Source organism: Vibrio sp. 10N.261.55.A7 (assembly GCF_002877365.1).
GTDB lineage: Bacteria > Pseudomonadota > Gammaproteobacteria > Enterobacterales > Vibrionaceae > Vibrio.
Genome location: NZ_MCWZ01000093.1, coordinates 1 through 12,472, shown reverse-complemented (window position 1 = coordinate 12,472; position 12,472 = coordinate 1). Strand labels below are relative to the sequence as shown.

The window sequence follows — 12,472 nt, the reverse complement described above, 5'->3', positions numbered from 1 at the left end:
AGAATTTAAGCTCTATTTATTTTCTATTTAGATCTTACAGATCTGAATCTCGAAAAGCTTTATTTAGTGATATAAGCAGCGGGTTCAAAAGATAATCGACAACGGTTCGTTCATCAAGAATTATCAAAACCTCAGCAGGCATGCCTGGATATAGCTTAATGTGGCTATTTCTCTCCACTGTATTCATATCCAACTCTATGTTGATAGTATAGCTAGATTGCTCACTTTTCTCATCAACGATACTATCTGCAGAGATAAACACAACCTTTCCTGTGATGGGCAGCAAGCGACGATAGTTATATGATGTTAATCTGACTTCAGCGAGTTGTCCAAGTTGTACAGTATCAATGTCTGCAGGCGCAACACTAGCCTCCACTATCAAATTACTATCAACAGGGATAACCTCCATTAACACTTCACCACTAGTCACGATACCACCCAGAGTATGAACATTGAGCTCGACTATTTTTCCATTTATTGGACTGATAATTGTTGAACGCGCAAGTTCTTCTCTTGCCTGGGATAAATGCTCTTTGAGCTCAATAATATCTCGTTCAGCTAATTCAAGCTCCTCTGAAGCTTCTTTGATAAACTCAAGTCTGAGGTTAGCGATATTCTGCTTGGCCTCTGCGATAACCAACTCTTCTCTTGCCATTACCGCATCATAGTCATCAATTCGTCTCTGAATATCTAATCTCTCACGCTGGGAGAATAAGAGTTGTTCACGAGAAGCGAAGCCTTTTTTTGAAAGTTTAGCAAGCATGCTGACTTGTTCGTCCAGCAGAGATGCTGCTTGTTGGTCAATCCTGCTACGAGCTATATAAGAATTAAGATTCTGTTTTGCTTGTTCGACTTTTTGGTTGGCGATTTGTATTGAGCCGTTTAGTGCCTCTAAGCGAATTTGTTTGAGTTTTGTTTGAGTTGCGATGGCTTGCGCTATGAGAGGATCTGATGTGTCTAATGAATCAAGAAACGAAATTGTCGCTGATTCACTTATTTCAGATTGAAGTCGATTGTACTTAGATAAAGCATTGTAATAGCGGGACTTTATTTGGAGAAATCTAGTTTTTGCTGTCGTAGAGTTAAGGGTAACTAATGGATCGCCTACAGATACCAATTGGCCGTCTTTAACATAAATTTTTTCGATGATTCCGCCATCTAAGTGTTGAATCTTTTTTCGATACCCTTCGACGATAACTTGCCCTGGAGCAATGGCTGCGCTACTTAGAGGAGCAAAGTAGATCCAGCTGAACACAAGACCACCACCGAAAACCAGTAAGCTAAGACCACATTTTATCCAATATCGAATATTGTTGTAGCCACTGATACCTTCACCTTGAACAGGCTCGACATTATGGTTCTTAGTCATGATTCGATACCTTCTTCATTGCCATTTTTTGAGCTGCAGCTACTTTTCTAGTGTCAGAGTCACTCTTAACGCTACCGTTTTCCAATAAGATTATCCTGTCTGAATAAGCAAGTAATGAAGATTGATTGGTTGAGAAAATGGTCGTTAACCCTAAATGCTTGCGAGTCGCGATAATCTGATGAAGTGCCTTTTCTCCTGATGGACCGAGAAATGCGTCAGGCTGATCCAAAATAAGTACTTTCGGAGTGCTGAATAGTGTTCGGGCAAGCAACAATTTGTGGTATTCAGAACTGGAAGGCATCAGTTCTAGCTCGACGTCGCTGTCATAACCTTTCGGCCACTTCAATATTTGCTCATGAACTCCCATCACTTTACAAGCATTGTAAACATTATTTACATCGTAGTTTGACTTAAAGAGAGAAAGATTTTGAATAAGGGTCCCTGAGACAAACTTAGCATCAGTAGAATAGTACCCTAACAACTCAGATAATCCCTCAGAGTACCATTGTTCATAACTCGCCCCATCGAAGCGCACTTGTCCTAGGCTTGGTTTGATTAGCCCTGCCATTGCTTTTAGTAAAGTACTTTTCCCACTACCTGACTCGCCGACTATCGCAATGCTAGAGCCTGATGGAATATTTATGTTTATGCGCGAGAGAAACGGTTTTTTGCTCTGTGGGTAAAGTAGCATCAAATTTTCAACATTAATGTTGCCTTGAGCTGTTGGCAGGTTTACATGTTCTTTAGACATAGGGCTATGCTGAACAATGGTTTGTAGCTCTTTCCAGTAGCGAGTGGCATTTATCCACGCATAAAGGTTGTTGACCATGGACTCATAAGGAGAGAAAACTCTAGCGGATAGCATTGTTGCTGCAATCATAGCACCTGCGGTAATTTCTCTATCGATAACCAATATGGCACCAATAGCAACAAGACTGACTTGAGCGGTTGAACGAATAAACTTAGTTGTACTCGTTATGTTGATCGTCTCCCCTAGGCCTTTGATCATTTTTGCATAAGTCGTTGTGTCTTGAGCGTGTGTAATTGCAGCGACATTTTGAGTCATTCCCATCGCCTTCACGGTGTTGGTTTCTTCTAGGCTTGATGGCCCTTTGGATAGGCTCTGTTGACTATGTCTCATTTTTTGTTTGCAGTTGATAAATGAAAACGAAATTAGCAAGGCAATCATTGTTGCGCAGATGATACCGTAAAGAGGATGCAAGCCGGTGAGAAATAGTAGTAGGAGAGGGGTCCATGGAAGATCAAATAGAGGAGCAAGCGAAGATGAAATGGCGCTTCTCACACCTTTCATCAGGTCAAGGATCTGTGATTTTCCTGATGTTTGGTGGCCATTAGCGTAAATCGCAGTATTGTGCAGTGATGAGCCAACACTCGTACTCCAGTTTTCGCTAATAGACAATAGCATCCGATTTCGTATCCAATCTAAGGTAGCGTGCAGGATGATGAATGCGATGGCAATAATAGAGAGTAGCCAAAGAGTATCCAAGCTTTGAGAAGTCAACACTCTATCGAAAACTTGTAGCGAGTAAAATGGAAGGGCAAGAACGAACAGATTGATGAACAATGAGAAAAAGAGTAACCAATAACCACTGATTTTTAATTGTTTTGCAGCATTTGCAAAGATGTCTCGAGGTGATTGGTTTGGAGTAGTATTAGGGTGCAACGTCAATCCCTCAACATTTACTAGTTTGTTAACAAACAAAAGGTGAAAGCAGACACTTTCACCTTTTGTCTAGTTGTGCTGTTTATGGAGATTAAACAGGCATAGTATCTGACATTTCAGCTAATGATTCGCCACCGACAGTGATTTCAGATGCTGATAGGTCAGTGATAATAGTAACAGCGTCTTCGCCAGTACCAAACGTGTATGCTTGAAGGTCAATAGCGCCTTCTCGAACATAAGATAGACCTAGCATTTCAATATAGGCATCCTCTTGTTCATCAGATACTTCTGCAGAAGTGAATTGTAGTTCGCCTTCTTCCATAAAGCGCCAGTGTCCTTCTAACGATAGACCTTCCAAGCCAACGGCGATAAATGTATTGTCAGTATCCGGAGTAGATTCGTTACCGTCATCTTGCGATTGGAATAGAATGTTGGCAAGGCTCACGTTGGCGTAAACATCCTCGACACCATGTCCTACTATAGATTCGACAGCACGCGCTTGTGAAACTAGGTCGAAAAAGTTGTCGCCATTACTTTCTGCTCGAACATAGACAGTGTCAAAGCCTTTACCACCGGCAACCATTAAATCATCAACGCTTGCTATTAGTTTATCATTGCCTGCGCCGCCGCGTAGAGTATCTTGGCCAACACCACCATAGATAACATCGTCTCCAGTTCCACCAGCAAGGATATCATCACCAGTATTACCTATTAGAATGTCGTCACCTCTTCCGCCCCTAATATAGTCATCTCCATGATGCCCAAACGCTACAGCGTCGTCTTGACCCGTGCGAATATAGTCATGATCATAGGTGCCTCTAATAGCATCTGGGTTTAGTTTTGCGTCTTCACGAATATCATACATTTCTTTGAACATTTGAATTCCTCTTTCATTGCTTAGAAAAATAGTGCGGTAACTGCAGGTCCATTTTTCATAAGTCGATGTTGAAATGTCTAATGGACAGATTAAGTCTAAAGGAGTTCAAACAGTGCTGTGTACGATAATGGTACTAATTTTATTCCTTTGTTTTTAAAGGTTTTTACGTCTTTATAGAAAGTAGGCTATCTGTAGACTCAAAATTTGATGAAGAACTAAAATAAGAGATTAGAAAAGGACTAGAAGCAAGGCTGCTGATAAACTCGTACATAGTCAATTATAAACTTAGCAGAAGAAAAATCATCCTCTAACTCTCCGCCCCAACTGCCCAATGCGAGATTCAAAATTAGATAGAAAGGTTTTCTAAATGGGTTTTTTTCACCGCCAGCTTCATCTATGTCAAAACGGTGGTAAGGAACGTCATTCAATAGAAAAATAATCTCATCTTCTGTCCATTTAATCGCGTAAGTATTAAAAGATTGAACTGAATCAATGGTGATGTGAGAATTGTTTTTTGCCTTTTTCTTCTCTTCTTCATAGTCATAGTAAATGACGTTAGCGTGGACACGATTAGGGTGTTTTCCAACATGTTCCATGATGTCTATCTCGCCCGTTCTTGGCCAGTACACTTGCCTGATATTCTCGCCCATCATCCATATAGCGGGCCATGTTCCGGGGGCGGTTGGCAGGCTTGCTCTAACTTCAATTTTACCATACCTCCAGGTAGCTCTGTTTTCGGTTTTAAGGCTTGCAGATTTGTAAGGGTGAGTGAGGCTAGGGGTGTAATTCGCTTCTAATGTTAGAAATCCATCTTTAACATAACTGTGTTCAAGAGACTCGACTTGGTAATACTGCAGCTCTTTGTTTCGAAGGTAGCCCTCTTCATAATTCCATTTAACTTTATCGGGTAAACCAGTGTAGTCAAACTCATCAGACCAAACTAGCTTGTAATCTTCTTCCATGCATTCTGAAGCGACAGTATTTGCATGGTATGAAATTGAAATAAGGGTGATTAATCCATAAACGAATTTTTTCATGAATGGTGATACCTCAAGTAATCAATGATTTATCTAGCAACTTTGGCGCTATATACGTCTCAAGATAGAAGAAACTTTCTGGACAACTTTAGGTCTGCTAGAGGCTAGCATTCTCCAAGAAAATAAAGGCTTTGCAATCGCTCTCGGTGATAAGCCGATAGTGCTCCACCATGCAGCTATAATGAATTTGTTTGCAGCGCTCAGGTTTTGAGTTTTGACATTGCTAATTGCCTTACGCATTAAGCTTGGTCTTGCTAGATCTATTTGAGTGTTACGAGGCTCGTAGAGTGACAAGCACATTAGCTGAGTTAGATGATTGAGATCGTTGTACCAAAAACTTTCTTGTAGTTGCAATTGATTCTCTTTGGTTGCTTTTTGAAGAGCGCTGTGGCGCATTTTATTGTGTTCTAGCAGCCATTTAGCTCGATCGGTTAACTGATTAGCAAAACCAGAGTGATTTAGTCCGTGCTGTCTATAAGCAGATAAACAATAGTCACTACTAGAAATATGAGTGAATACAGGGGCTAAAGTAACTAGATATCCATCTCCACCTTGACGAAAAGATTCTGCAGGCATAGGCATCACCTGTTCCATATAGGCTCTGCGAAACAACAGCCCCGACGTGACCGTAGATTGATATTCACCACAATAGAGAAGTTTATTCCTTGCTCCATCACCTTCATCAAAAAGTAACTCTTGCTTGGGGAATATATCGAACTGTTTATCTTTATCGTCAACTAAGTGCATTCGAAATTGGCACATGCCACTTTCTTCTGGAAATAGCGATACCGCTTTTTTGAGCGAATTTGGTAGTAAGAAATCATCGGCATCAAGGAACATAACGATATCGCCTGTCGCTGTATCGAACCCAGTATTAAATGCGCCTCCATGACCTTTGTTCTTAACATGAAACGCAGGAATGAGTTGGTCTTCATATTCAGATATGATGGACCTTGAACTATCCTTCGAACAGTCATCTACGACTATAAGCTCTATGCTTGGGTAGTCCTGATTCAGTACGCTCTCAATACTTGTGCGGATAAATTTCTCATAATTGTAGCAAGTAATGATAATGCTCACTTTAGGCCAAGCATCACTGTCGTGAGCTAGCGTGTTTGGAAGTTTAGTTTCCATAGAGTTCTACATCCTTGTGTGCAATTAAACGGGAAATAACCCCAATATGAAGGCTGCCTCGAATTGTCCATCGGCGCCATTTAACTTGATCAAATAAATTCATTAGTGCCATTGTGAAACATGCTGTCGCTTTACCTGTTGCGAGCCCTGCCTGTTTTATTCTATATGTTAAGCCATCGTTGACACTTAACAGGTGACGAGCATGAGTTTGCCCAAAGCGGAAACGGCGTGTTAAGAGCCACCTGAAGCTTGAACGGGAGCTTGGAACAGGCTCGTATACCCATGCCTGTGGAGAAAAATATAGAGGTATACCTGCGGCCTTGATTGCTTCAAAGTACATAGTGTCTTCTCCTCCGGTTCGACCAAACTGAAGGTCGAAACGCAGAGGGGCTATGACAGGGTTATCTCTATTTACAAGGACATTGCAGGTATACCCTGAACAAATTGTTTCACCATTAAAAGTAGGCGTTGTTGCGTGAAACTCCCCTTTAGACATCCAGGACTCGGCCAAATGACTAGGATACTGAGCTTTTACTGGGCCCAATACGACATCAGCTTTTACACCCTCAACGGTTTTGAATAGTTCAATTAACCATTTCTTGCTCACCATTTCATCATCATCTACGAATGCAGCCCAGTTACCAGTACAATGATCTAAGCATGCATTCCGAGCTATGGCGATATTCTGCTTCGGAGCATGAACGTAGTGAATGTTGAGTGCTGAATTCTTCATGAATCGAGTAATTAAAGGTTGGGCGCTAGGTGTCACATCATTATCCGCAATGACCACTCTAATTTTCCATTCTGGCCTTAATTGCAACTTCTCGATAGATGAAAGCGTGTCTTTAAGTGACTCTCTTTGATAGGTACATATGCAAATATCAATGTTCATGGCTGATTTCACGCTTGTTTTTTGATGCAGTGATTGAGTGCTTCAATAATTGTTTACAAAAGCCATAAGACCACGACATATGCATGATCATTGCGGGCAAGGCGATGGCGAACTTGAGGGCTGAATGAGAAGTCTTAGTCTTCATTGCTACAGCTAAACCCGCTGCCAAAGTAGCGAAAAACCAGGTAAGTAGTGGAACTGAAAAAATCCAGTGAACAGTGGACAAGGTAGCTAATAAAGCACATGGAAACACAAATACAGGGACTAATTGCCTAAGCTTTGGTTTCTCTTTATGTTTGAGTAAATTCATGCAGCGGCCCTTACCATACCCTGAATATTGCTTAGCCAATGGCAGGAATTGGCTTCTAGGGTAGTAAATCAGGTTGGTTTCATTGGTTAGCCAAATTCGAAACCCTGCTTTCGTAAGGCGAGCATCAAGCTCAGCGTCTTCATTGTGGGAGAATGACTCATCGTATCCTCCAACTTGCAAAAATGCTTGAGTTCTCATTAATGCATGATGTCCATGCTCAACCCATTTACCAGACTCTTGGGAGTTTCTATGGCTTGAGCCGCCATTACCTAGCGCTGAGTTTTGAGCAAGAGCGATGAGGGACTGTATAGGGCGTTTTCCCTGCGTATCCATCGATACTACGACCGAATCTGCTTCATTTTCTTTTGCTTGCTCAAGCAGTGTCGTGATATACCCCACAGGGTAGCTAGCGTGTACATCAATTCGGACAAAGTAATCACAACTATGTCCGAACTTTTCAATTGCTAGGTTTACGCCAGCGCTCTGGATCTTTTTAGGGTTATCTAAAACGGTCAAGTTTGGCACCTGCTCTACCAACTGTTTTAGGATGGTGAGTGTTTTGTCGTTGCTGCCACCATCAGCAACGATAATGTGAGATGCTGTATTCTTTGTTTCGTTAAAACAAAATTCGACGATATCTTGAATGTAGTCTTCTTCGTTTAAACAAGGAATAACGACCACTATTCCGTTTTGGTCAGTATTCATTTTATATCCTTATACTCAATTTGGATTGGGCTTAAAGTTCCCATTGCTGTGTGACTTCAGGCCAAATTTCTAATAGCACTGAACGAATATCCGATTGCTGTTGATGGGATAGCTTTTCTTGCCAAGAATTTAAACGTGCGGACATATCAATATTTGTTCTGTCAGACTCCGTTACTGCAGTGGCTTTACTTGATTCAATAGCACCAACTATTGGTTGGCCTGCTGCTAGAGCCATATCAGAAAACCCTTTGCTTGGATCTCGCAAAAGTTCTTCATATTTGAATCCTTTAACGTGGTCTTGCTCATAAGTAAAGCGTTCACTTAGAGCCCAAAGTGCAGCAATCTTTCGCTCTGGGGTTTCTGCTTTAAAATGCAGTAAAGAATCTAAGATTTGAGCCTGAACTGTTGGTAGCTCAACATGTTGTTCTTTTGAATAAATCTGTTGATAATCAACGTCTTTTATATGCCACTTCCAATTAGTACGAAGCATGCTGTATGCCACAGCCATTGGGTGCCTGCTTACATGTAACACCGTTGATAACTCATAACGGTCAACTAAAAACGGAATAAGAAACTGACCTCGAACAAGTTTAATAACCACTTTACCGCGTAGAGCTTCACTCAATGAATTACGGCAAAGGTAATTAAAACCGGAGCGCTTGGGGCTGATCCCGGAAAAAGAGCGATCCAGAAGCTTTAAATCTTCCGTGCTTAATATGTCACTCGTTAACGGTATATGTGAAGACGACTCTATAGGGCGCCCATCATGGAGTGGCAGGAACGAGCTTGGGTCAAGAGGCTCAAAAAGCGTTTTTGCATGAATTGCTTGTGCTAATACTTCTTGCACCCATGTCGTACCGCTACGCCAAAATCCACTTACCAAGATAGGCGTGGTTTTCTGAGTTCGTGCTACAACATGATCAATGACGTAGCTTGTTTTACACATAAGTTCTTTGGATGTAAATTGCATTTAACGGCCCAACTTTTCAGTCAATTGTCGGTGGATATTCTTAGTTAAAATGAGGGTCTCTTCTTTAGCAAAAATCAAGCTGAATAGGCTGTAGAATGCGGCAAAGAGAGTTCCGCCATAAAGTAAATAAATGAAATTGTTGCTTGGTAACTGGTAGGCCAAATATGTGTATGAAACATACGTCAAAATCGATGTAAAAGTGAGCGTTAGGCTTGTTGGAGCAATGCATCTCACTAGGTCGTTGAAATCGAATTTGAGCACTAAGATCATAATGAGAAAATAGAAGCCCGTTAGAAGAATATTAGCGATGGCGAATCCAATACAAATAGCTTCTAACGTGTGGTAGTGAAACCACATTGTAGCAGTAAAACCAATGATGAGAGTGGTACGCAACACACTAAGTAGCGTCATCAAACCTATCTTTCCTGTACCTTTTAAAAAACCGATGAAACCACCAGTTGAACTAATAAATAGCATACCTAAGCAAAGCCAACGAAACATTTCCCAGTGCGGTGAAAACTTGTCGCCTAACAGGAGTTCTACCGCTGGCTGAGACAATATTGCCGCTAGAGAATAGATAGAGCCCAATACAATTAGGTTAACCTTTACAGCCCAGAATAAATTGTGTTGTTGATTCGCTTTACCTGATGCCTCTGCATTGCTGTCTGAAAGCCCTGCAAAAAACGACATCATGAATCCTTGGCCAAAAACCTCCCTTGGTAGCGAAGACGTTCGACTCATCATGTTATAGATGCCTGTACTTGCGGTCCCGGCTACCTTTGAAGTCATCAAGAGCGGGGCCTGATCTCCCGCCCACATCACGGTATTGAAAGCGGAAGTTTTATAATAGAAAGGCAGAAACGCTTTCAATGTGGGTACGTCGAATAACTTTTGAGGTTGCTTATCTGACGCGTAGACAAATGAAACGGTCAATGCTAAGTGCATCAATAGGTGTTGAACAACCAAACTCCATGCGCCGAAACCTGAAAATGCTAATACGACAGCAATGGCCGTGGAAGTAGTCGAAGCAAAAGCACTTACTTTAGCGATGTAGCCAAACTTCATATCCGCAATCAAGTGACCTTGATAAACAGACTGAACCATGATTATGGGGAACAACAGACAAAGAACTTCGATGTAGGGCAGGGCTCCAGGCGCATTTAACCAAATAGTAAGGCTAGGTGATAGAAAGTAAACAAGCCCCCCTAACGAACAGCCAAGGAGCAGATTGAACCAAAACAGTGTCGAAAAAATATGTTGTCGCTTCTTACTAAAGTACACCATGGTATCAATCGCACCACCGTTACCCAATACAGTGCTAATGAACATCAATACGGCCATAGCGAGCGCAACATTACCAAAGTCTTCAGGGCTCAGTATACGAACCAGAATCGGGATTGTCAGAAAACGTATACCGGTCGAAAAGAGACTCGCAGCCGAATGCCAAAGAGCGTTTATCGTCACCGTTTTCTTATTTAGAGACACGTGCTAGCCCCTGGTGATCTGTAAGTGGTTCTTTCGCAATTGAGTTTGCAATTAACCGTAGAAGAGCCTGGCATTGCTGTTCATCGTACGCCCAACGAGAAGAGGGTACAGTGCGCATTTGAGCACATAGTTTTGCTTGACGACTGTCGTCAACCTCTTTTAAGAAAGACACTAGCTCATCACAAAAGTTATCTTTGAGTGGAAAGCCGAGGCCGAGGCCTTGTAAGGTTTTAGCCATGAATGTCTTGTCTCGATAGATAGGAGGTACGTTGAATAAACCACCTTCATAGATACGGTTAGGTAATAGCCATTCAGAATTTCCGCCTTCTTCAAAAAAATCCAATGTCCAGTTAAAGTCGGCCTGTTGATAGATTTTATCTAGGTCATCTGGAAAGCGATAGGCTCCTTTAAACTCGATATAAGGTTCGTTTTCTACCAGGGAGTCAAAATCTGAAAATTCAGTATAGGCTGGCTTTCCCCAGATCGTGACTTTTACCTTTCCATCTAGCCTACGCGTGACTTCGGATAATATTTCTAAAGAACGATGACAACGAATTGCACCATTCCAGGTAATCGTAATTTGCTCCGAGTTGAAAAGCTTTTGGTTGACGATTGGCAGAGCTTCAGTACTGAAAACCTTATTTTCAAGGATATGATATGGGAGTGAAGTTAGAGACAGCTTGTCAAAATACTCGTCTATGAACCCTTGTGAGCTTGTCAGTAATAAAGACACTGATTGGCACAACTTCTTTTCAAGGGAGCGAAACACCTTACCTAACCAGTTTTTATTGATTAAAAAGCGATGAATATCCAGGCACTCGTATACCAATGGGGTACCCAAGATGGACCTTGCACGGTTGCCTATGGCCAGCATATCAAGGTTGCGAGCAATGATGACGTCAAACTTCTCCGATTGTTTAAGTGTTTGCTTCAGTTTCACTGACGCTTGAATGACCTTTAGTATGCGTTGGGCGAATGATGCATCGAATGTTTCACCAATTGATAGTGTTTGACATCCACAAAGTGTATCTTTCGGTTGTTTTCCTCGATAAAAGCCGACGACGGTGACTTCTGCACCGCCATGCCTAAACATTGACACTCTGCGTTTTACTGCTGGGTCATTTAGGTCATGGACAATGTACAAAATTTTCATTCTTTTCCCTCGAATACAATGATTGTTTTCTTACCACAATCGAAAAATGTTTTTCTGTTTAAAGTCACCCAAATTAAGCAAATGCTAAAGTGGTTAATACTGAACGGTGCAAAGCCACTTGTTTCAAAGAAGCTTTTCGACAAGTAAAAAAGAAGCAACATGAATACTGCTATATCAAACGGGTCCATGCCATGTGTAACACGTTGATATGAATGTTTAATACAACTAAGTAGAACCATCAGTATGGATAAAAGACCTAAGATCCCAAGCTCTACATAGTAATTGATATAAGTGTTATGGAATCCAAATGGGTCACCAACTTCTTTGTGCATTCTTTCCCAAATTTCGAGTGCTCCTGAATTGTATTCATTCCAATAGGCATCGTAACCCACCCCAAAAATTGGATTATCCTCAATGGAATAAAAACCGATCTGCCAAATGATAGTTCTTCCAGTTATTGTTGGGTCTTTGCCAATAGAAACCATTAAATTTTCGTAATAGTTGAAGTCAAAAGTAGAGTAGATGGTCACTGTGAATAACAGAAAATAACCAATTAATAATGAATTGAGCGTACTACGATTAATTATGGAAAAATTTCGATTGGAGTAGATATACAACGTAATGGATATCGCAAGCATGATGAAAAAAGTGAGATTCGTACCGAGTGATTTTGCAAAATAGAAAACCAATATCGAAAGAGCAGCACAAATCGCCCCGAGCATTTTTATCGGTTTAGGAATTGAATCCATCAACCAAGTACTAATTCCAACTATTGCGGAGAAAGCAGCAAAAGCTGACATGCTATTCTTACTGCCAAAATGCCCGATACGAATGACTTCCCCAGTATATGAAATCA

Annotated in this window: 11 protein-coding genes; all 11 read right to left on the bottom strand. The window is 41.3% G+C overall.

Annotated elements, in window-relative coordinates:
* Positions 1–34: 34 nt before the first annotated feature.
* On the bottom strand, positions 35–1,297 hold the full coding sequence (locus tag BCU12_RS07020) for an HlyD family type I secretion periplasmic adaptor subunit (protein WP_277871259.1): 1,263 nt from the start codon (positions 1,295–1,297) through the stop codon (positions 35–37).
* A gap of 64 nt (positions 1,298–1,361) precedes the next feature.
* Positions 1,362–3,053, bottom strand: a complete 1,692-nt coding sequence (locus tag BCU12_RS07015; RefSeq protein WP_102403635.1) for an ATP-binding cassette domain-containing protein — start codon at positions 3,051–3,053, stop codon at positions 1,362–1,364.
* 91 nt (positions 3,054–3,144) lie between these two features.
* Positions 3,145–3,930 carry a hypothetical protein gene (locus BCU12_RS07010; protein ID WP_102403634.1) on the bottom strand — a complete coding sequence of 262 codons (786 nt, stop codon included), beginning with the start codon at positions 3,928–3,930 and terminating at the stop codon, positions 3,145–3,147.
* Between the two features lie 239 nt (positions 3,931–4,169).
* The gene (locus tag BCU12_RS07005; protein WP_102403633.1) at positions 4,170–4,967 is read right to left on the bottom strand and encodes a glycoside hydrolase family 16 protein; all 798 of its coding nucleotides are present in this window, start codon (positions 4,965–4,967) and stop codon (positions 4,170–4,172) included.
* A 48-nt stretch (positions 4,968–5,015) separates the two neighbouring features.
* Positions 5,016–6,101: a glycosyltransferase family 2 protein gene (locus BCU12_RS07000; protein WP_102403632.1), complete on the bottom strand. Its 1,086-nt coding sequence runs from the start codon at positions 6,099–6,101 to the stop codon at positions 5,016–5,018.
* Entirely contained in the window at positions 6,091–6,993 is a 903-nt protein-coding gene (locus BCU12_RS06995) for a glycosyltransferase family 2 protein (RefSeq protein ID WP_102403631.1), read from the bottom strand. The genes BCU12_RS07000 and BCU12_RS06995 overlap by 11 nt, the downstream gene beginning before the upstream one ends.
* Complete coding sequence (locus BCU12_RS06990) at positions 6,983–8,008, bottom strand: glycosyltransferase family 2 protein (RefSeq protein ID WP_102403630.1); 1,026 nt, start codon at positions 8,006–8,008, stop codon at positions 6,983–6,985. The genes BCU12_RS06995 and BCU12_RS06990 overlap by 11 nt, the downstream gene beginning before the upstream one ends.
* A gap of 31 nt (positions 8,009–8,039) precedes the next feature.
* Complete coding sequence (locus BCU12_RS06985) at positions 8,040–8,978, bottom strand: sulfotransferase (RefSeq protein WP_102403629.1); 939 nt, start codon at positions 8,976–8,978, stop codon at positions 8,040–8,042.
* Positions 8,979–10,463, bottom strand: coding sequence for an oligosaccharide flippase family protein (locus BCU12_RS06980; protein WP_102403628.1), 1,485 nt, complete (start codon positions 10,461–10,463; stop codon positions 8,979–8,981).
* Positions 10,450–11,616 (bottom strand): hypothetical protein, encoded by a 1,167-nt coding sequence (locus BCU12_RS06975; protein WP_102403637.1) that lies wholly within the window; start codon positions 11,614–11,616, stop codon positions 10,450–10,452. The genes BCU12_RS06980 and BCU12_RS06975 overlap by 14 nt, the downstream gene beginning before the upstream one ends.
* Positions 11,613–12,472 (bottom strand): O-antigen ligase family protein (locus BCU12_RS06970; RefSeq protein ID WP_102403627.1); only part of this gene is annotated, 860 nt, incomplete at its 5' end. The genes BCU12_RS06975 and BCU12_RS06970, both read right to left, overlap by 4 nt.